At 55.8% G+C, this 21,619-nt stretch carries 17 protein-coding genes and 1 riboswitch; of the genes, 7 read left to right on the top strand and 10 right to left on the bottom strand.

Annotation, left to right across the window (positions count from 1 at the left end; genetic code table 11):
* Positions 1-166 precede the first annotated feature (166 nt).
* Both murI and btuB read right to left on the bottom strand, forming a co-directional pair.
* Positions 167-1,018 carry a glutamate racemase gene (gene murI, locus ACQG19_RS24170; protein WP_150058075.1) on the bottom strand — a complete coding sequence of 284 codons (852 nt, stop codon included), beginning with the start codon at positions 1,016-1,018 and terminating at the stop codon, positions 167-169.
* On the bottom strand, positions 963-2,816 hold the full coding sequence (btuB, locus tag ACQG19_RS24175) for a TonB-dependent vitamin B12 receptor BtuB (RefSeq protein ID WP_246932927.1): 1,854 nt from the start codon (positions 2,814-2,816) through the stop codon (positions 963-965). Before btuB ends, murI begins: the two co-directional genes overlap by 56 nt.
* Before the next feature lie 66 nt (positions 2,817-2,882).
* Positions 2,883-3,058, bottom strand: a riboswitch (cobalamin riboswitch).
* A gap of 104 nt (positions 3,059-3,162) precedes the next feature.
* Here btuB and trmA point away from each other — a divergent pair.
* Positions 3,163-4,263 (top strand): tRNA (uridine(54)-C5)-methyltransferase TrmA, encoded by a 1,101-nt coding sequence (trmA, locus tag ACQG19_RS24180; protein WP_426725987.1) that lies wholly within the window; start codon positions 3,163-3,165, stop codon positions 4,261-4,263.
* Positions 4,264-4,342: 79 nt separating this feature from the next.
* On the opposite strand, the gene ACQG19_RS24185 is transcribed toward trmA, so the two are convergent.
* Entirely contained in the window at positions 4,343-4,702 is a 360-nt protein-coding gene (locus ACQG19_RS24185) for a YijD family membrane protein (RefSeq protein WP_008501783.1), read from the bottom strand.
* Between the two features lie 9 nt (positions 4,703-4,711).
* Complete coding sequence (gene fabR, locus ACQG19_RS24190; RefSeq protein WP_008501784.1) at positions 4,712-5,350, bottom strand: HTH-type transcriptional repressor FabR; 639 nt, start codon at positions 5,348-5,350, stop codon at positions 4,712-4,714.
* Positions 5,351-5,546: 196 nt separating this feature from the next.
* On the opposite strand from fabR, the gene sthA reads away from it, so the two are divergent.
* On the top strand, positions 5,547-6,947 hold the full coding sequence (gene sthA, locus ACQG19_RS24195; RefSeq protein ID WP_014833741.1) for a Si-specific NAD(P)(+) transhydrogenase: 1,401 nt from the start codon (positions 5,547-5,549) through the stop codon (positions 6,945-6,947).
* Here the strand turns inward: sthA and oxyR are convergent.
* The 4 genes from oxyR to argC all read right to left on the bottom strand — a co-directional run bounded on the left by oxyR (position 6,930) and on the right by argC (position 11,410).
* Complete coding sequence (gene oxyR / locus ACQG19_RS24200; protein WP_014833742.1) at positions 6,930-7,847, bottom strand: DNA-binding transcriptional regulator OxyR; 918 nt, start codon at positions 7,845-7,847, stop codon at positions 6,930-6,932. The two genes, sthA and oxyR, sit on opposite strands and share 18 nt — an antisense overlap.
* A gap of 327 nt (positions 7,848-8,174) precedes the next feature.
* Positions 8,175-9,548: an argininosuccinate lyase gene (argH, locus tag ACQG19_RS24205; protein ID WP_246932925.1), complete on the bottom strand. Its 1,374-nt coding sequence runs from the start codon at positions 9,546-9,548 to the stop codon at positions 8,175-8,177.
* A gap of 74 nt (positions 9,549-9,622) precedes the next feature.
* A complete protein-coding gene (gene argB / locus ACQG19_RS24210; protein ID WP_095428052.1) occupies positions 9,623-10,399 on the bottom strand; it encodes an acetylglutamate kinase in 777 nt (258 codons plus the stop codon).
* A gap of 6 nt (positions 10,400-10,405) precedes the next feature.
* The gene (gene argC / locus ACQG19_RS24215) at positions 10,406-11,410 is read right to left on the bottom strand and encodes an N-acetyl-gamma-glutamyl-phosphate reductase (RefSeq protein WP_020686922.1); all 1,005 of its coding nucleotides are present in this window, start codon (positions 11,408-11,410) and stop codon (positions 10,406-10,408) included.
* 88 nt (positions 11,411-11,498) lie between these two features.
* Between argC and argE the strand changes: the two genes are divergently transcribed.
* The 5 genes from argE (at position 11,499) to gldA (ending at position 18,338) form a co-directional block, all read left to right on the top strand.
* Entirely contained in the window at positions 11,499-12,650 is a 1,152-nt protein-coding gene (gene argE / locus ACQG19_RS24220) for an acetylornithine deacetylase (RefSeq protein ID WP_013099301.1), read from the top strand.
* A 271-nt stretch (positions 12,651-12,921) separates the two neighbouring features.
* Positions 12,922-15,573: a phosphoenolpyruvate carboxylase gene (gene ppc / locus ACQG19_RS24225; protein WP_013099302.1), complete on the top strand. Its 2,652-nt coding sequence runs from the start codon at positions 12,922-12,924 to the stop codon at positions 15,571-15,573.
* Between the two features lie 93 nt (positions 15,574-15,666).
* The gene (locus ACQG19_RS24230; RefSeq protein WP_246932924.1) at positions 15,667-16,431 is read left to right on the top strand and encodes a helix-turn-helix transcriptional regulator; all 765 of its coding nucleotides are present in this window, start codon (positions 15,667-15,669) and stop codon (positions 16,429-16,431) included.
* A gap of 128 nt (positions 16,432-16,559) precedes the next feature.
* Positions 16,560-17,222, top strand: a complete 663-nt coding sequence (gene fsa / locus ACQG19_RS24235) for a fructose-6-phosphate aldolase (protein ID WP_246932922.1) — start codon at positions 16,560-16,562, stop codon at positions 17,220-17,222.
* Between the two features lie 12 nt (positions 17,223-17,234).
* Entirely contained in the window at positions 17,235-18,338 is a 1,104-nt protein-coding gene (gene gldA / locus ACQG19_RS24240) for a bifunctional L-1,2-propanediol dehydrogenase/glycerol dehydrogenase (protein WP_013099305.1), read from the top strand.
* A gap of 39 nt (positions 18,339-18,377) precedes the next feature.
* Here the strand turns inward: gldA and katG are convergent, their stop codons facing one another.
* Together katG and metF are read right to left on the bottom strand one after the other, a co-directional pair.
* Positions 18,378-20,558: a catalase/peroxidase HPI gene (gene katG, locus ACQG19_RS24245; protein ID WP_246932920.1), complete on the bottom strand. Its 2,181-nt coding sequence runs from the start codon at positions 20,556-20,558 to the stop codon at positions 18,378-18,380.
* A gap of 147 nt (positions 20,559-20,705) precedes the next feature.
* On the bottom strand, positions 20,706-21,593 hold the full coding sequence (metF, locus tag ACQG19_RS24250) for a methylenetetrahydrofolate reductase (protein WP_013099307.1): 888 nt from the start codon (positions 21,591-21,593) through the stop codon (positions 20,706-20,708).
* Positions 21,594-21,619: the final 26 nt, after the last annotated feature.

Consider the following 21,619-nt stretch of genomic DNA (forward strand, 5'->3'; position numbering starts at 1 on the left):
TATTTTCACTTTTCTCTGTCGGCATTCATCTCTGAACCCCGCTAACCCGGCGGCTTGCAAGCCGTTGTTCCGTGTCAGTGGAGGCGCATTATAGGGAGTTCTCAGACGTTGACAACCCCTCTTTAAAAAAAAACGTTCAACCGTCTCTTTTTTGCTCAAAACCGTGCTACAGCGCGAGTTTTTCGAGCGTTTCAAACCCATAACGGCGCAAAACGGGTAAAAGTTGTTCAGTCTCGTTTGTTAGTGCCATACAAAACGCGATATTCGCATCGGCAGATTTGGCATCCGGCGCTTCATGTTCCAGCAGCCAGGCAGTACGACGGGCAATAGCCGCACCGGAATCCACCAGACGCGTCCCCTCCGGCAGTACTTCTAACAATTCGTCCTGTAAGAGCGGGAAATGAGTGCAGCCCAGAACGACGGTATCCGGCGGTTCCGGCATACGCAGCCACGGGCGAAGAATACGACGCAGCTCCTCAAGTGGCACCGTCTTGCCATGCAGCTTCGCTTCAGCCATCTCCACCAGCTCTGCCGAACCGAGCATCGCGATCTGACATTCATTGGCAAAACGATCGATCAATTCACGCGTATAAGGACGCTTCACCGTGCCGCGCGTAGCCAGCAGACCCACAATACCATTCGCAGTCAGGCGCGCAGCAGGCTTTATTGCGGGAACCACGCCCACAACCGGGAACTGAAATTTTGCGCGCAAGGCTGGCAGCGATACCGTGCTTGCCGTATTACAGGCGATGACCGCCAGCGCCAGGGGATAACGCTGCTGTACCGCGGTGACGATTTCAACGACACGCTCAACAATAAAGTCCTCGCTCTTCTCCCCATAAGGGAAAGCGACGTTATCGAAGGCGTAGATATAATGGAGATCCGGCAGGAGATGCCGAATCTCATCATAGACCGAAAGCCCACCGACGCCGGAATCAAATACCAGCACGGTGGGACGCGGATTAGAAGGTGTAGCTGCCAGACAAGGTGTATTCCCGTCCTGCAGTTTGGTAGCCATAAACTGTCTCGTAATCTTTATCGAACAGGTTGGCTATTTTACCACGAACTGTAAGGTGAGAGGTGACAGGATATGAAACTGCGACATCCCACAGGCTTACCCCGCCCATTTTCACGCGTTCTGACGCATAAGTGTCTGGATCGATCGCGACATCATAGCGGGTGCCGAGGTAACGGTAAGCGAGGTTCCAGTCGAGATCCCATACCTGCCAGTCAAGCTGATACTTAACCTGCTGCTTAGAACGGCGGGCCAGCACTTCATGAGTTTTGGCGTTACGCGGGTCAACATAATCATAGGAGATCTGGTGTCCAACCGGTCCAGTTTCGAACTGTGCCGTCGCTTCCACACCTTTAATACGCGCTTCGTCAACGTTGTAGTACCGATACGTATGCGGATCGCTGCTAATCAGGTTATCAATATCATTACGATAACCAGTGATACGCCAGTTGACCGGTCCCGTCAGGCCTTCAAAGCCCCCTTCCCACTGTTTACTCTCCTCCGGTTTAAGGTCCGGATTGCCGTAAGAAGCGCTGTGGATCTGGCTCATCGTCGGTGCTTTAAAAGCGGTGCCGTAGGAGGCAATCACGCGATAGCCATCCACAAACTCCCACGCTGCGCTGGTTTGCCACGTGCCATGGTTGCCAAAGTTGGAGTTGTCGTCATTACGCGCCGCCGCTTCCAGCGTCACGCTGTTGAACTGCTGCATCGCAGACGCGAACACACCGGTATTACGCTGCTCGTAACCTTTTTCCAGGTAACCGGTCCCGGCCTGCGTCTTCTGCTTTTGCCAGTCCAGGCCTGCGCCGATATTGCCATGGCCAACTTCTATAGTGTTGAGCCATTGGGTGGTGTACTGCTTCACGTCATCCATGGTTGCGGAATCAGCGTAGCGCCCTTTCTTCGGATCATAGTTCTGATCTTTACTGCGGCCGTAGCCCGCCACCAGCTGTGACTGGAAAATCCCCTGGCTGTAACGCAAACCGGTATCCCAGTTCTGGCTGTAAAGCTGGCGAGTATCAGGTCGGCCATCCACCATAAAATTGGCGTCGTAATGATCGTAACCGTCATACGCGGTGCGGTTGTCATAACCAAAGCCACGGAAGAACCCGCTCACGCTGTCGGTAATTTGCTGTTCCACGGAGCCGTACAGCGATTTACTCATAAAACCATCGCGGTCAGGCTGGCGCGGCGCATCCTGGGCAGCAATATCAAAGCCGCGGGTATAGATGTAGTTACCCGCCATAGTGATTTTGGTTTTATTCAGCACCTGCTGGAAAGCGCCATCATAGGTCTGGTAGCCCTTAGAGCCGACGCCCGCTGAGATTTCCGCACCCGGCTTATCACGCCCGGTGATGATGTTAATCACGCCGCCAATCGCGTCGGAGCCATACAGCGCAGAACGCGGGCCACGGACGTATTCGATTCGCTGAATCAGCGAGGTTGGGATTTGGCTCAGATCGGGAACGTTGCTAATCCCGGCGCTGTTCAACGGTACACCGTCAATCAGGACCAGAACATGACGGGATTCAGTGCCGCGAATAAAGGTAGAAGAGGTGGCACCCAGGCCACCGCTTTGCGCGATATCTACACCCGGCAGACGTGACATAATCTCCACAATGCTCTTTGCCTGCCAGCGCTCAATATCTTCACGCGTCACCACGGACGTCGGTGCCAGAACTGTTTTTGCCGGTTGTTCAAAACGATTTGCTGTCACCACCAACGAGTCAGCGCTATCCTGCGCCCAGCCCGAAAATGCCGTAACGGACAACGCCGTTAACAGCGATACTTTTTTAATCATTGTTAAAGCATCCACAATATAAGAAGGATGCCGCAGGCCTCATCTATAGCACGCGATGATGAAACCAAATGCGACGTGATCCCGGCAGGTCTTCGGGCTGGGTGGCGTTTTGTGGATGAAGACTTCCCATTTTCACAGTGTCTGCAACTCTCATCCCGCCAGTCTTTACCGCTGCGCGTCAGCTCCAGATTTACACTGGATTCCCTTTTCACTCTCAGGAGACCGGAAACAGAATGCTACAATTAGACACGTATAGATGTCCAGATAGCTATTAGCCATTAAATCTGGACATCCACTGCACAATCCCTACAATCCTCGCGTAATTCTTTATCACTCAGGACGCATCATGACCCCCGAACACCTCCCGACAGAACAGTACGACGCACAGCTGGCAGAGAAAGTTGTCCGCCTGCAAAGTATGATGACGCCTTTCAACGCGCCCGTTCCTGAGGTGTTCCGTTCCCCCGTCAGCCACTACCGTATGCGCGCCGAGTTCCGCATCTGGCACGATGGCGACGACCTGTATCACATCATCTTCGATCAGCAGACTAAATCCCGTATCCGGGTTAACAGCTTCCCGGCGGCGAGTGAGCTGATTAACCAGCTCATGACTCTGATGATTGACGGTGTGCGCAACAACCCGGTGCTGCGCCATAAGCTGTTCCAGATTGACTACCTGACCACCCAAAGCAATCAGGCCATTGTCTCTCTGCTGTACCACGAGGCGCTTAACGACGAGTGGCGCGAGCAGGCAGAAGCGCTGCGCGATGCGCTGCGGGCGCAAAACATCAACGTTCACCTGATTGGCCGCGCGACAAAAACCAAAATCATGCTGGATCAGGATTACATCGATGAGCGCCTGTCGGTGGCAGGAAAAGAGATGGTTTACCGTCAGGTAGAGAACAGCTTCACCCAACCTAACGCGGCGATGAACGTGCAAATGCTGGAGTGGGCGCTGAAAGCGACCGAAGGGTCAAAGGGCGATCTGCTTGAGCTGTACTGTGGGAATGGCAACTTCTCGCTGGCACTGGCGCGCAATTTCGAGCGCGTACTGGCAACGGAAATTGCCAAACCGTCCGTTGCGGCCGCGCAGTACAACATTGCCGCCAACCATATCGACAACGTGCAGATTATTCGTATGGCAGCAGAAGAGTTTACGCAGGCCATGAACGGCGTGCGCGAATTTAACCGTCTTGAGGGGATCGATCTGAAGGGCTATCAGTGCGAGACGATTTTTGTCGATCCGCCGCGCAGTGGCCTGGACAGCGAAACCGAGAAGATGGTGCAGGCATACCCGCGTATTTTGTACATTTCCTGTAACCCGGAAACGCTGTGCAAAAACCTGGAAACATTAAGCCAGACGCATAAGGTTGAACGTCTGGCGCTGTTCGATCAGTTCCCGTATACGCACCATATGGAGTGCGGTGTTTTACTTACCGCACGGTGATCTGTAGGCCGGATAAGCGTAGCGCCATCCGGCGTTTTTGGCAGGTGGCGCTTCGCTTACCTGCCCTACAAATAATTCCTTACTCCGGCAACTGGCTCTTACGGCTGCGCATGCGAGAGCCAATCCAGAACACCAGCGCCACAGACAGAACAGCAGGGAAGAAGTTAGAGCCGATATCCGGATACTCTGCACGCACCACCGTGCTGTACAGCAACACACCCAGAATAAAGCAGGCAGCGGCCAGGCCCGGTAACCCCACCGGCATGGTGCGGTTCAGATAACGCTGGTGCAGGCAGTAAACCGTCAGCACCAGGGCGATAAGCGGGAAAATCGAGAAGGGTACGATGGAGCTAAAAATTGCGGCAAACGTACCATTAATGGATAAGCCAGCGATCAATGCCAGCAACAGCGTCCCTTTATCCTGACCTGACTGTTTCATTACTCACCTTCACTCTTCGGTTTGATGTGCCAGTTTCTCTTGTTCACGGCGATACCAGTAGTACGCACCTTTGGAGATCATCCTGAGCTGCAATACCAGTCGCTCTTCGAGTTGCTTACGTTGTTCAATGCTGACATCCAGCGCTTCGGCACCTGCACTGAAAACAATCGTCACCATTGCTTCAGCCTGTGCTTCGGTGAACGCACGCGGCATATGGTTTTCGAGTTCAAGATAGTCGGCAAGTTCCGCAATGAAATGCTGAATTTCACGCGCGACAGCGGCACGAAATGCCGCTGACGTTCCTGAACGCTCGCGCAGCAACAGGCGAAACGCGTTGGGGTTATTGCCGATAAATTCCATAAAGGTCGACACGGAGGTACGGATAACGCTACCGCCTTTCGCGATACGCTGCCGCGCCTGGCGCATCAACTGGCGCAGCATGAGCCCACTCTCGTCGACCATGGTCAGACCCAGTTCATCCACATCACGGAAATGGCGATAGAAGGACGTTGGCGCAATCCCGGCCTCGCGTGCGACTTCACGCAGGCTCAAACTGGCAAAACTCCGCTCAGCACTCAGTTGACTGAATGCAGCTTCCACCAGCGAACGCCGGGTTTTCTCTTTTTGTTGTGCTCTTACGCCCATCACGATAGTTGAATCCTTCCAAAGGTCTGATGGCACTATACCAGAGAATAAAATTAATCTGTTTACCTGGCTTTGTGAATGATTGTTTACGCGCGCTTTGTGCTCCACTGCCGGAAAAAAGCACAACGATAATTGGGTTACCCTGGCAATGATGTTATGATTCTGTTGCTTTTATGTATAAGAACAGGTAAGCCTTGCCATGCCACATTCCTACGATTACGACGCAATAGTTATTGGTTCCGGCCCCGGCGGCGAAGGCGCTGCTATGGGTCTGGTAAAACAGGGAGCCAGAGTAGCGGTCATTGAGCGCTACCATAATGTTGGCGGCGGTTGCACCCACTGGGGCACCATCCCTTCCAAAGCCCTCCGCCACGCCGTTAGCCGCATTATTGAATTTAACCAGAACCCTCTTTACAGCGACCACTCCCGACTTCTTCGTTCCTCTTTTGCCGATATCCTGAATCACGCAGATACCGTTATTAACCAGCAGACACGCATGCGTCAGGGTTTTTACGAGCGTAACCATTGCGAAATTCTTCAGGGTAACGCGCATTTTGTGGATGAACATACGCTGGCGCTGGAGTGTCACGACGGTTCGGTTGAAACCCTCACCGCTGAAAAATTTGTTATCGCCTGTGGTTCCCGCCCGTATCATCCGGCAGACGTGGATTTCTCACACCCACGCATTTACGACAGCGATTCCATCCTCAGCCTGCACCATGAACCACGCCATGTGATTATCTATGGCGCGGGGGTGATCGGGTGTGAATATGCGTCTATCTTCCGCGGAATGGATGTCAAAGTTGATCTGATTAACACCCGCGACCGCCTGCTGGCTTTCCTGGATCAGGAGATGTCAGACTCGCTCTCCTACCACTTCTGGAACAGCGGTGTGGTGATTCGCCACAACGAAGAGTACGAGAAGATCGAAGGCTGCGACGACGGCGTGATCATGCATCTGAAGTCTGGCAAAAAGCTGAAAGCCGACTGCCTGCTGTATGCCAACGGCCGTACCGGTAACACCGATTCACTGGCGCTGGAAAACATCGGTCTGGAGACGGACAGCCGTGGTCAGTTGAAGGTTAACAGCATGTACCAGACTGCCCTGCCGCACGTTTACGCGGTCGGTGACGTGATTGGTTACCCGAGTCTCGCTTCCGCAGCCTATGACCAGGGGCGCATTGCGGCGCAGGCGCTGGTAAAAGGCGAAGCGACGGCGCATCTGATCGAAGACATTCCAACGGGGATTTACACCATTCCGGAAATCAGCTCCGTGGGGAAAACCGAGCAGCAGCTGACCTCCATGAAGGTGCCTTACGAGGTGGGTCGCGCCCAGTTTAAACATCTGGCACGGGCACAAATTGTTGGCATGAGCGTGGGAACGCTGAAGATCCTGTTCCATCGTGAGACGAAAGAGATCCTCGGTATTCACTGCTTTGGTGAACGCGCGGCGGAAATCATTCATATCGGCCAGGCGATAATGGAGCAAAAAGGTGGCGGTAACACCATTGAATACTTCGTTAACACCACCTTTAACTACCCGACCATGGCGGAAGCCTATCGGGTCGCCGCGCTGAACGGTTTAAACCGCCTGTTTTAACGCGTTGTCAAAATGGCCATCCATCGCACCACGGATGGCCTCTGCCAGCTGCTCATAGCGGCTGCGCAGCGGTGACCCCGGACGATAAACCAGACCTATAGTACGACGTGGCTCTGGTTTAATGCACGGCAGGTAAACCACACCGTCACGTTTACGCTCGCGCGGCACGGCCAGCGCAGGCAGCAACGTAATACCACTTCCCGCCGCCACCATATTACGCAGCGTTTCCAGGCTGGTTGCGCGGAAATGGGTATCTTCATCCGCTCCCGCTTCAAAACAGAAGCCCATGGCCTGATCGCGCAGGCAGTGACCGTCTTCCAGCATCAGCAGCTTTTCACCGGCCAGATCGGCCATCGGCACACGATCGCGGTTCGCCCACGGGTGATCTTCGTAGATCGCCAGCATCATCGGCTCGTCAAACAGCGGCACTTCGATAAAGGCTTCGCTCTCTTTTACCAGCGCCAGAATGGCGCAGTCGAGCTTGCCGCTATCTAACTGTGCCAGCAGCTGATGGGTTTGCGCTTCATGCAGATACATTTCGAGTTTCGGGAACGTCTGGTGCAGCATCGGTATGATGTGCGGCAGCAGGTACGGACCAACGGTTGGGATCAGGCCAATATGCAGCGGGCCGGACATGGTCTCCCCTTGCTGACTTGCCATTTCCTTGAGCACTTTGACCTCGCGCAGCACGGTGCGCGCCTGATCCACCAGCAGCAAACCCGCCTGAGTGAACAGCACTTTACGACTGGTGCGCTCCAGCAGCATCACGCCCAGCTCATCTTCCAGCTTGCGGATCTGACCGCTCAGCGTAGGCTGGCTGACGTGGCAGGAATCTGCCGCACGGCGAAAGTGGCGATGCTCGGCTAACGCTACCAGGTATTCAAGATCACGAATATTCATTATTCATCCTCCGTCGCCACGATAGTTCATGGCGATAGATAGCATAGCAACGAACGATTATCCCTATCAAGCATTCTGTTGAATAATACACCACATAGACGAGGCGGCACGTGTTTGACCCTTGACGTCCCCGCACCGTCAGCGAGTTTCTCTCAAAACTCGAACAACTAAAGCCAACGTGAACTTTTGCGGACCCCGTGGTCCGCTTTTTTTTGCGTAAAAAAGCCCGGGGGTAAAAGCAAAATGGCAACCGAAGTTGCCATTTTTAGGGTTTGCTCCCTCTCCCTGTGGGAGAGGGGCCGGGGTGAGGGCACCAGCCCGCATAAATCAAACCAACCGGTTTTTCGCGTCCGCAATCGCCTGCGCCACCAGCTTCGGCGACACACCGCCTTTCGCCGCACGCTTATCCAGGCATGACTGCAACGACAGAATCGGGTACACATCCTCCCCGATAACCGCACTGAATTTCTGCAGGTCAGCAAGCGCCAGCTCTTCCAGCGGTTTCCCCTGACGAATCGCTTCCACTACCGCTTCGCCCACAATGTGGTGCGCTTCACGGAACGGTACGCCTTTCGCCACCAGGTAATCCGCCAGTTCGGTCGCGTTTGCATAACCCTGCTGCGCCGCTTCCTGGCAACGAGAACGTTTCACCTGAATGCCGTCCAGCACCAGCGCGCCCATATGCAGGCAGTCCAGCCAGGTGTCGAGCGCGTCGAACAGCCCTTCTTTGTCTTCCTGCATATCTTTGTTGTACGCCAGCGGCAGCCCTTTCAGGGTCATCATCATGCCGGTCAGTGCGCCCTGTACGCGGCCACACTTCCCGCGGATCAGCTCCAGCGCATCCGGGTTTTTCTTCTGCGGCATCAGGGAAGAGCCGGACGTCACACGGTCAGACAACTCCACAAATCCGGCTTCGCCAGAGTTAAAGAAGATCAGGTCCTCGGCAAAGCGTGACAGGTGGACCATCCCGATAGAAGCATTCGACAGCAGTTCCAGCACGTGGTCACGGTCAGAGACGCTGTCCAGACTGTTACGGGTGGCAGACGCAAAGCCCAGCCAGCCTGCCAGCTGCTCGCGGTCAATTTCATATGCCGTACCCGCCAGCGCACCGCTGCCCAGCGGGCTGACGTCCAGGCGCTTCAGGGTATCCTGCAGGCGGCTTTCGTCACGCGCCAGCATCTCGACATAGGCCAGACACCAGTGCGCAAAGGTCACCGGCTGCGCGCGCTGCAAATGGGTATAACCCGGCATCACCGCGTCCTGGTTGTTCTGTGCCGTTTCCACCAGCGCGCTCTGCAGCTGACGGTTAGCCGCCAGCAGCTCCGCAACGGTATCTTTACACCACAGCTTCAGATCGGTCGCGACCTGGTCGTTACGGCTACGGCCGGTGTGCAGCTTTTTACCCAGCTGGCCAACTTTGTCGATCAGTTTGCCTTCTACCCAGCTGTGAATATCTTCGGCATCGCTTTGCAGAATTTGCTGCGGATCCAGACGCACTTCTTCCAGCAGATTATTGAGCGCCTCTTCCAGCTGCTGCTGCTCCTCTGCGGTCAGCACGCCCACCGTCACCAGCGCTTTGGACCAGGCCACAGAACCGACGATATCCTGTTCGGCCAGGCGGTAGTCGAAGCGCAAAGAGTCGTTGAACTGTTTGAACCGTTGATCCGCTGCCTGTGTAAAACGCCCACCCCAAAGTGCCATAACATCGTTCCTTTATTCGTTAGTTCCGCCGGATGGCGTTGCGCTTACCCGGCCTACGGTCATTCATTAATAACTTACGCTAAAATACGCGTGCCAATTGGCGTGCCGTTAAACAGCGCCGGAAGCTGCTCCGCGTGACGCCAGGAGGCGATATCCACCGGTCGACCGAGCGTACGGGCGGCATCCAGCGCGGCATTCACTTTGACGATCATCCCGTCGGTAATAATGCCCTGGGCGATCAGCTGTTCGGCTTTTGCCGCGGTCATTTCCGCAATGCGCTGGCCTTTGCCGTCCAGAATACCGCTCACATCGGAGAGCAGGATCAGGTCCGCGCCCAGCGTTGCCGCCAGTGCCGTCGCCGCCTGGTCCGCATTCACGTTCATCAGCTCACCCTCTTCGGTCACCCCGATAGAGCTCACTACCGGCAGGAAACCGCCTTCCAGCAGCGTGTTAATCAGCTTAGGCGAACCTGGCTGCGCCAGTCCAACGTGGCCGAGTTCTTCATCGAGCTGGGTCACTTTTACGCTGTCGCCATCGCCCAGATAGAGGCCAACGGAGGCAATGTTGTGTTTCTTCGCCCAGGACAACAGAGTCTTATTCGCCGTACCTGCCAGCGCACCGGTGATGATGTCAATCTGGTCGGCAGGCGTCACGCGCAGGCCGTTTTTCTTTTTCACCGGCAGGTTGAGCCCTTTCATCAGCTCATCCACCACGCAGCCGCCGCCGTGCACAATCACCAGCGGACGCTGGTGTGATTCGCGATAGTTAACCAGCGCGGTAAACAGACGCTCCAGCGCTTCTTCGCTGTCCAGCAGTACACCACCGAGTTTGATAATTAATGGGTTCATCATCACACCTTAAATAAGAGCCTGCGTTTCCGGGAAACCGAAACGAATATTTGCACACTGCATTGCCTGAGCGGCAGCGCCTTTGAGTAAGTTATCTTCTGCTGCCACCACGATCAGATGCTCGCCCTGCACGGCATAGCCGATGTCGCAGAACGGCAGGCCAACCACGTTTTTCAGCGCGGGCACGCCTTTGTCGTAGAGACGCACCAGCGGTTTATCCGCATACGCCTGAGTAAAGGCCTCGCTCACCTGGTCTTTGGTCACGCCCGGTTTCAGGCGGCAGGTAATGGTTTCGAGGATCCCACGCGGGAAGCTGCCCAGGTGCGGCGTAAAGATGACATTGGCCCCCAGATGGGTGGTGATTTCCGGATGATGGCGGTGATTAAACACGCCATACGGCTGCAGGCTGACTTCACAGAAGCTGTTAGAAATAGCAGCCTTGCGTCCGGCACCGCTGACACCACTGGTGGCGTTGATCACCGGCCACTGGTTCAGATCCAGCAGGTCTGCGTCGATCAGCGGCTTCAAAGAAAGCTGTGCGGCCGTCGGGTAGCAGCCCGGCACGGCAATCAGATCCGCTTCTTTCAGCTTGTCTGCGCTCCACTCCGCCAGCCCATACACGGCTTTTGCAAGCAGGTCCGGGTGCTGATGGGTAAAGCCATAATATTTTTCGTAGAACGCGCCGTCGTTAACACGGAACGCGCCGGAGAGGTCGAACACCACGCAACCGGCCGCCAGGAATTGCGGCGCCAGGTCGTGACTGACCTCGTGCGCGGTGGCCAAAAACACCACGTCGACGCCGTCAGTGAACTCGCTGATGTCAGACATTGGTTGCAGTGGCAAGTCGACAATGCCCTTAAGCCACGGATGCAAATCGGAAATTAACTTTCCTGCATCATTGCTTTGCGCTGACACGGTCAAAGCGGTTATGGTCATATGTGGATGGCGATTCACGTAGCTTACAAGCTCTGCGCCCGCATAACCGCTAGCGCCTACAATCAGCGTATTCAACATCGGGTTCCTTTATGCTCAACGTTAATGTATTTTTATTCACATTTATTGCATGAATATTGATACTATCACGACCTAAGGTGTGTCAACAATGAAAATGAACTTACCGCCATTTATCGAGATTTACCGCGCTCTGATTGCCACACCCTCCATCAGCGCGACCGAAGAAGCGCTGGATCAGAGCAATGAGTCTTTAATCAATCTGCTGGCGGGTTGGTTTAGCGATCTTGGCTTTAACGTTGAGGTTCAGCCTGTTCCCGGAACACGCCATAAATTTAACCTGCTCGCCAGTACCGGACACGGCGCAGGCGGACTGCTGCTGGCCGGTCATACCGACACGGTGCCGTTTGACGATGGCCGCTGGACCCGCGACCCGTTTACCCTGACCGAGCATGACAACAAGCTTTACGGCCTTGGCACCGCCGACATGAAAGGCTTCTTCGCCTTTATCCTTGACGCGCTGCGTGACGTGGACGTGACAAAACTGAAAAAGCCGCTCTACATTCTGGCGACCGCCGATGAAGAAACCAGCATGGCGGGGGCGCGTTACTTCTCAGAAAACACATCGATTCGCCCGGATTGCGCCATCATCGGTGAGCCTACGTCATTACAACCGATCCGTGCGCATAAAGGCCATATCTCCACGGCAGTGCGCGTGATGGGCCAGTCTGGCCACTCCAGCGATCCGGCGCGTGGCGTGAACGCCATTGAACTGATGCACGACGCCATCGGCCGCATCATGACTCTGCGCGACGAACTGAAAGAGCGGTATCACTACGACGCCTTCACCGTGCCGTATCCAACGCTGAACCTCGGGAGCCTGCACGGTGGCGATGCCTCTAACCGTATCTGCGCTTGCTGTGAGCTGCACATGGATATCCGTCCGCTGCCGGGCATGACGCTGAGCGATCTCGACGGCTTGCTGACCGAAGCGCTGGCCCCGGTGAGTGAACGCTGGCCTGGCCGCCTGACGGTGTCTGAACTGCATCCACCGATCCCGGGTTATGAATGTCCACCGGATCATCAGCTGGTTGAGGTGGTGGAAAAACTGCTCGGCGAGAAAACCGACGTGGTGAACTACTGCACCGAAGCGCCGTTTATTCAGACGCTGTGCCCGACGCTGGTACTTGGCCCAGGCTCCATCAACCAGGCGCACCAGCCGGATGAATACCTGGAAACCCGCTTCATCAAGCCCACCCGCGAACTGATTACCCAGGTCGTGCATCACTTCTGCTGGCATTAAAACCGCACCGATTAGTCCCCTCTCCCGGTGGGAGAGGGTTAGGGTGAGGGCAACAAATCCCGCGATCTCCGTCACATTCCCATAAGCATCTCTTATCTGACGCAATGCGAATTAAATTTCGTAAATTGCACGCATTTATTCGTTTGCTGAACCGTTTTCGCAGCAATTGACGACGGGGGTTTTACGTGGCTTTATAAAGGGAGATGACAAAATAATGTCCAGAAGATTTTCGCATGGGCATAAACAAAAATGATGGGGTGACTGGGTTTTTATGAACGAACAATATTCCGCGTTGCGTAGTAATGTCAGTATGCTCGGCAAAGTGCTTGGAGATACCATCAAAGATGCGTTGGGGGAAAACATCCTCGACCGCGTTGAAACCATCCGCAAGCTGTCTAAATCTTCCCGTGCCGGTAACGAAGCGAGTCGTCAGGAGCTGCTCACCACCTTGCAGAACCTCTCTAACGATGAGCTGCTGCCCGTTGCACGCGCATTCAGCCAGTTCCTGAACCTGGCAAACACGGCTGAGCAATACCATAGCATTTCGCCAAACGGCGAAGCTGCCAGCAACCCGGAAGTCATTGCCCGTACGCTTCGTAAACTCAAAGACCAGCCAAACCTCAACGAAGCCACCATTAAAAAAGCGGTGGAGTCCCTTTCGCTGGAGCTGGTGCTGACTGCCCACCCAACCGAAATCACCCGTCGCACCCTGATCCACAAAATGGTCGAAGTGAACAACTGTCTGAAACAGTTGGATAACAAAGACATTGCCGACTACGAACGTAACCAGCTGATGCGCCGTCTGCGCCAATTGATTGCGCAGTCCTGGCACACCGATGAAATTCGTAAGCATCGCCCAAGCCCGGTAGACGAGGCCAAATGGGGCTTTGCGGTGGTGGAAAACAGCCTGTGGGAAGGGGTGCCGAACTACCTGCGTGAGCTGAACGAACAGCTGGAAGCAAACCTGGGCTATCGCCTGCCAGTAGATTTTGTCCCGGTACGCTTTACCTCCTGGATGGGCGGTGACCGCGACGGTAACCCGAACGTGACGGCGGAAATCACCCGCCACGTGCTGCTGCTGAGCCGCTGGAAAGCCACCGATCTGTTCCTGAAAGACATTCAGGTGCTGATCTCCGAGCTGTCGATGGTGGAAGCAACGCCAGAACTGCGCGCGCTGGCCGGTGAAGAAGGTGCCAGCGAGCCGTATCGTTTCCTGATGAAAAAACTGCGTAGCCAGCTGATGGCGACCCAGGCCTGGCTGGAAGCACGCCTGAAAGGCCAGCGCCTGCCGAAGCCGGAAGGTCTGCTGAGCCAGAACGAACAGCTCTGGGAACCGCTATACGCTTGCTATAAATCACTACAGGCCTGCGGGATGGGCATCATCGCCAATGGCGAACTACTCGACACCCTGCGCCGCGTGAAGTGTTTTGGCGTGCCGCTGGTGCGTATCGACGTGCGTCAGGAGAGCACCCGCCATACCGAAGCGCTGGGCGAACTGACACGTTATCTTGGCATTGGCGACTACGAAAGCTGGTCTGAAGCCGACAAACAGGCCTTCCTGATCCGCGAGCTGAACTCCAAGCGTCCTCTGCTGCCGCGCAACTGGGAGCCAAGCAACGAAACCCGCGAAGTGCTCAACACCTGTAAAGCGATCGTGGATGCGCCAAAAGGATCGGTCGCCGCCTATGTGATCTCGATGGCGAAAACCCCGTCCGACGTGTTGGCCGTTCACCTGCTGCTGAAAGAAGCCGGTATCGACTATGCCCTGCCTGTCGCCCCGCTGTTTGAAACCCTCGACGACCTGAACAACGCCAATGATGTAATGACCCAGCTGCTGAACATCGACTGGTATCGCGGCTTTATTCAGGGCAAACAGATGGTGATGATCGGCTATTCCGACTCTGCAAAAGATGCGGGCGTGATGGCGGCATCCTGGGCGCAGTATCAGGCGCAGGACGCGCTGATCAAAACTTGCGAGAAAGCCGGTATTGAGCTGACGCTGTTCCACGGTCGCGGTGGCTCCATTGGCCGTGGCGGTGCGCCTGCGCACGCGGCGCTGCTCTCTCAGCCGCCGGGAAGCCTGAAAGGCGGCCTGCGCGTGACCGAACAGGGCGAGATGATCCGCTTCAAATACGGCCTGCCGGAAGTGACCATCAGCAGCCTGTCGCTCTATACCAGTGCGATTCTCGAAGCAAACCTGCTGCCACCGCCGGAGCCGAAAGAATCCTGGTGTCGCATTATGGATGAGCTGTCTGACATCTCGTGCGACCTGTACCGCGGCTACGTGCGTGAAAACAAAGATTTCGTACCTTACTTCCGCTCTGCTACGCCAGAGCAGGAGCTGGGCAAACTGCCGCTGGGTTCACGTCCGGCTAAGCGTCGTCCGACCGGCGGCGTGGAGTCTCTGCGTGCAATCCCGTGGATCTTCGCCTGGACGCAGAACCGTCTGATGCTGCCAGCCTGGCTGGGTGCCGGTGCGGCGCTGCAGAAGGTGGTTGAAGATGGCAAACAGAACGAACTGGAAACCATGTGCCGCGACTGGCCATTCTTCTCTACCCGTCTGGGTATGCTGGAGATGGTCTTCTCGAAAGCTGACCTGTGGCTGGCGGAATACTACGATCAGCGCCTGGTGAAACCAGAGCTGTGGGCGCTGGGTAAAGAGCTGCGCGAACTGCTGGAAGGCGACATCAAAGTGGTGCTGGATATCGCCAACGACTCCCATCTTATGGCCGATCTGCCGTGGATTGCCGAGTCTATCCAGCTGCGTAACATCTATACCGACCCACTGAACGTCCTGCAGGCGGAGCTGCTGCACCGTTCGCGTCTGGCGGAAGAGGAAGGTAAAGATCCGGATCCACGCGTTGAACAAGCGCTGATGGTGACAATTGCGGGCGTTGCAGCGGGTATGCGTAACACCGGCTAATGCTCACTGCCCGGCGGCGCTTCGCTTGCCGGGCCTACGACAAGTAGGCCGGGTAAGCGTCAGCGCCACCCGGCACATTTCGGTAGTCTCCTGATGCATTCCGATATCAACCGAATTTTGACAGAGCTGGTTAACCGCACGTTATCGCTGGGTCAGATCCATTTCTCAGCCAGGGCTGAGCAGTCCCCCCGAACAGCGCCCTGCCTCGTTATTACCCTGAATAATTCCTGTGAGGCGATATTTTCCTCATCCGGGCACATGACTCATCACCCGGCTAACTTCCTAAGAATCAACTTCGGTAAGCAGCAAATGGCCATTGAGTTACAGCGTGAGAACGTGCCTGCGCAGCAGGTCCAGGTCGCCCGGCGTGGCCCGCGAACCGGTGCGTTTCTCCTCCAGACACTAGCCGAATTACAGATGCAACCGGATGAACAAGACACCGCGAGGCTGGTGGTACTGAGTCTGCTCAGCCACTGCCGGGATCTTTTTGGCAGCGACATTCGCACCGCCAACCGCAGCCGCGCGCTCTTCGAAGCGATTCGTAGCTATATCGACGAACATCACGCCTCTTTGTTAACGCGTGAATCGGTGGCGCAGGCGTTCTACATCTCCCCAAACTATCTTTCCCATCTCTTTCAGAAAGTTGGCAGTGTCGGATTCAATGAATACCTGACCCAAACCCGACTTGAACATGCCCGACAGTTGCTTAAAGGCTACGATCTCAAAATCAAGGATATCGCCGCACGATGCGGTTTTATGGACAGCAACTACTTCTGCCGCCTGTTTCGCAAACACACCGAACGTTCTCCTTCCGAATATCGCCGCCAGTATCACAGCCAGTTAACCGCCAAAAAATAGCACTGTGATCGGCATCGCACATCGCTAAGCACATTACATTTGTCCAGTATTTGGCAAAATTGACCTGTATATCCCGCCTGCCGCCCCGCCTTATCCTTAAATCAATCTTTCTGACTTAAGGAAAAATAATGGAACTGTATCTGGATACCGCCAACGTGGCAGAAGTAGAACGCCTTGCGCGCGTTTTCCCCCTTGCAGGCGTCACCACCAATCCGAGCATCATTGCCGCCAGCCGTGAGTCAATCTGGGAGGTACTGCCGCGCCTGCAAAGCGCCATTGGTCCGAAAGGCAGGCTGTTCGTCCAGACAATGAGCCGCGACGCAGAAGGCATGGTGGCCGAAGCCAAACGCCTGAGCAATGCTATCCCGGATATCGTGGTGAAAATCCCGGTCACCGCCCAGGGGCTTATCGCCATTAAGGCGCTAAAAACAGCGGGCATCACTACGCTGGGTACCGCCGTGTACAGCGCCGCGCAAGGCCTGCTGGCCGCGCTGGCCGGGGCAAAATATGTCGCGCCATACGTAAACCGCGTGGATGCCCAGGGCGGGGACGGCATTCGCATGGTTCAGGAGCTGCAATCCCTGCTGGAACAGCATGCACCGGAGAGCAAGGTGCTGACAGCCAGCTTCAAAACGCCACGCCAGGCGCTGGACTGCCTGCTCGCCGGATGTGAAGCAATCACGCTTCCCTTAGATGTAGCGCAACAAATGCTCGGCACGCCGGCGGTAGAGTCAGCAATAGAGAAGTTCGAGCAGGACTGGAAAAACGCGTTTGGTAACCTCAACCTCTAAGGGAGATATGTTATGGACCGTATCATTCAATCGCCGGGGAAATATATCCAGGGCGCTGATGTTCTCACCCGTCTCGGCGACTATCTGAAACCTCTGGCTACACGCTGGCTGGTTGTTGGCGATAAATTTGTGCTGGGTTTTGCCGAAGAGACCCTGCGCCAGAGTTTTAAAAATGCAGAGCTACATGCAGAAATCGCGCCGTTTGGCGGCGAATGTTCGCAAAATGAGATCGATCGTCTGAAAAAACTGGCCGACAGTGCGGACTGCATGGCGGTGCTGGGTATTGGCGGCGGTAAAACGCTGGATACCGCCAAAGCGCTGGCACATTTTATGGACGTGCCGGTCGCTATCGCCCCGACTATCGCCTCCACCGATGCCCCGTGCAGCGCCCTTTCTGTGATTTACACCGACAGCGGCGAATTCGAACGCTATCTGATGCTGCCGCATAACCCCAATATGGTGATTGTCGACACCAAAGTGGTGGCTGGTGCGCCGCCGCGTCTGCTGGCCGCCGGGATTGGTGATGCCCTTGCCACCTGGTTTGAAGCACGCGCCTGCTCGCGCAGCGGCGCGACCACCATGGCGGGCGGCAAGTGCACGCAGGCCGCGTTAGCGCTTGCCGAGCTGTGCTACAACACGCTGATTGAAGAGGGCGAGAAAGCGATGCTGGCCGCCGAGCAGCACGTAGTAACCCCGGCGCTGGAACGCATTATCGAAGCCAATACCTATCTGAGCGGCGTAGGGTTTGAAAGCGGCGGGCTGGCGGCAGCGCATGCCATTCACAACGGGATGACGGCAGTGCCGGATGCGCATCACTTCTACCACGGTGAAAAAGTGGCGTTTGGTACGCTGACGCAACTGGTGCTGGAAAACGCGCCGGTTGAGGAGATCGAAACCGTCGCGGCGCTTTGCCACAGCGTTGGATTGCCGATCACGCTGGCGCAGCTGAATATCAAAGAAGACATTCCGGCCAAAATGCGCCTGATTGCCGAAGCGTCTTGCGCTGAGGGAGAGACCATTCACAACATGCCGGGTGGCGTGTCGCCGGATCAGGTTTACGCGGCACTGCTGGTTGCCGACCAGTATGGACAGCGTTTCCTGCAGGAGTGGGAGTAACAAAAACGCCGGGTGCGCTATGCGTACCCGGCTCAATGGTTATTTCACGTCAAAACGGTCCAGATCCATCACCTTCGCCCACGCTGCAACGAAGTCGCGAACGAACTTCTCGTGAGCATCACTGCTGGCGTACACCTCTGCCAGCGCGCGAAGGACAGCGTTAGAGCCGAAGACCAGGTCAGCGCGAGTGGCAGTGTATTTCACTTCACCGCTGGTGCGATCGCTTCCGGCAAACAGCTCGTTCGATTCATCGGTCGCCTTCCACTGGGTGTTCATATCCAGCAGGTTCACGAAGAAGTCATTGCTCAGCACGCCTTCGCGGCTGGTAAACACACCATTTTTACTGCCGTCAAAGTTTGCACCCAGTACGCGCAGGCCGCCGATCAGCACCGTCATTTCTGGTGCGGTTAACGTCAACTGCTGGGCTTTATCAATCAGCAGCGATTCGGTGGTGGAGACATCAACCTGCGCACGATAGTTACGGAAACCGTCAGCAATCGGTTCAAGCAGGTTAAACATATCGATATCCGTCTGATCCTGACGTGCATCCACACGGCCCGGCGTGAACGGTACGGTGACGTAAACGCCAGCCGCTTTCGCCGCCTGTTCAACGCCTACCACACCCGCGAGCACGATGATATCGGCCAGTGAGGCTTTATTGGTGGTGCGCTGAATAGCTTCCAGAGCAGGCAATGCACGTACGGCTGCGGCGTTAACATCCCAGTTGCGCTGAGGCGCAAGCGCCAGACGCGCACCGTTGGCACCGCCACGCTTGTCACCGCCGCGGAAGGTTGAGGCCGACGCCCATGCCACGGAAATCAGTTCGCTGACGGAGAGCCCGGATGCTGCAATTTCCGCCTTCAGGCTCTCAATGTCCTCTTTGGTCGGATTGAATACTGCCTCCGGCAGCGGATCCTGCCAGATCAGATCTTCTTTCGGCACTTCCGGGCCAAGATAACGCGATTTTGGCCCCATATCGCGGTGGGTCAGTTTGAACCACGCGCGGGCGAAGGCTTCGTTGAAAGCCTGCGGATCGTTCAGGAAGCGACGGGAAATTTTTTCGAATTCCGGGTCAAAACGCAGCGTCAGGTCGGTAACCAGCATAGTCGGTTTGCGTTTTTTCGACGGGTCGAACGGGTCTGGCATGATCTCAGGCGCGTCCACGGCTTCAAACTGAATCGCACCGGCCGGGCTACGGGTTTGTACCCATTCGTATTTGAACAGGTTCTCGAAGAAGTAGTTGCTCCACTGGGTCGGGGTTTGTGACCAGATGACTTCCAGACCGGAAGTAATGGCGTCAGCGCCAATACCGGTACCGTGCGTGCTGGCCCAGCCCAGGCCCTGCGCTTCAATCGGAGACGCTTCCGGATCTGTGCCAACGTGCGTTGCTTCACCCGCACCGTGGGTTTTACCGAGCGTATGCCCCCCGGCAATCAGCGCCACGGTCTCTTCGTCGTTCATTCCCATGTTACCGAAGGTGGCGCGAATGGCTGCCGCCGCGGACAGCGGTTCACCGCTGGCGTTTGGTCCTTCCGGGTTGACGTAGATCAGCCCCATTTCAGTGGCCGCCAGCGGACGTTTCGCCAGTGCTTCCGGGTCACGATGGGTCAGCCAGGCTTTTTCATCCCCCCAGTTAACGTCGAGATCCGGTTCCCAGACATCTTCACGCCCGGCACCAAAACCAAAGGTGCGGAAGCCGGAGTTTTCCAGCGCCACGTTACCCGCAAGAATAAACAGGTCAGCCCAGGAGATTTTTTGACCATATTTTTGCTTGATCGGCCACAGCAGACGGCGAGCTTTATCCAGACTGACGTTATCTGGCCAGGAGTTCAGCGGCGCAAAGCGCTGTTGACCGCGTCCGGCACCGCCGCGTCCGTCAACGGAGCGATAGGTTCCCGCACCGTGCCAGGCCATGCGAATAAACAGGCCCGCATAGCTGCCCCAGTCGGCAGGCCACCACGGTTGAGAGTCGGTTAAGAGTGCTTTGAGATCGCCCTTGAGGGCGGAGTAATCCAGCTTGCTAAATTCTTTGCGGTAGTCGAAGTCTTCACCCAGAGGGTTCGAACGATTGGAATGTTGGTTAAGAAGATCGATGCGGAGTTGTTTTGGCCACCAGTCGCGGCTGCCTGTACCTGCCCCCGCGCTGTGATCGACGCCGCCCTGGTGGAACGGGCATTTGCCGACTGATGCCGCTTTATTGCTCTCGTCTGACGTGCTCATCGCTATGCTCCCTTTTACAGTGTTACCGTTACGATATACACCACTAGCAATAAGATATAGTTGAATTAATCCACAGATTCGATAGCTAATACCTTTTAACTTTTAGCCAGACTAAAAAGCCCTCCATTCAGGAGGGCTTGATGTTTATTACGCCGGGCGAACACCGAGCGTATGACAAATGGCGTAGCTCATTTCCGCGCGGTTCAGCGTGTAGAAGTGGAAATCTTTTACCCCTTCCCGACTTAAAATTTTCACCATGTCCATTGCGATATTGGCACCCACCAGCTTGCGCGTTTCCGGATCATCGTCCAGCCCTTCGTACATTTTGGACATCCACAGCGGAATGCGTACGTTGGTCATATCGGCAAATTTCTTCGCCTGTTTGAAGTTAGAGACCGGCAGAATACCCGGGATGATTTCCACGTCGATACCCGCAGAAACGCAGCGGTCGCGGAAGCGCAGGTAGCTTTCCACATCAAAGAAGAACTGAGTAATGGCCCGGTTCGCACCGGCATCCACTTTACGCTTCAGGTTAAGGAGGTCAGCCTGAGCGCTTTTCGCTTCCGGATGCACTTCCGGGTACGCCGCCACGGAGATATCAAAATCGGCAACGTCTTTCAGCAGCGCGACCAGATCCGCCGCATACATTTCGGGCTTACCGCTACCCGGCGGCAGGTCGCCGCGCAGGGCGACGATATGACGAATCCCGTTATTCCAGTAATCCTGGGCGATAGCACGCAGCTCGTCACCGGTGGCGTCGATACAGGTCAGATGCGGCGCCGCTTCCAGACCGGTTCTGTCTTTAATGCCTTTAATAATGCTGTGCGTACGGTCACGCTCGCCGGAGTTCGCGCCGTAGGTCACGGAGACAAATTTCGGTTTCAGGCTGCTCAGGCGATCGATAGAGCTCCAGAGGGTTTGCTCCATTTCACTGGTGCGCGGCGGGAAAAATTCAAAAGAGACGTTAATCTGGCCGTTTACTTCGGCCAGGCTCTGATTCAGGGCTTCCCGCTGGTTGGCGTGAAAAAAGCTCATACCTTACCTCTATCTTTCGCGTGTCG

The sequence above is a fragment of the Enterobacter cloacae complex sp. 277I4 genome (assembly GCF_050031465.1).
In the GTDB taxonomy this organism is placed as follows: domain Bacteria; phylum Pseudomonadota; class Gammaproteobacteria; order Enterobacterales; family Enterobacteriaceae; genus Enterobacter; species Enterobacter cloacae.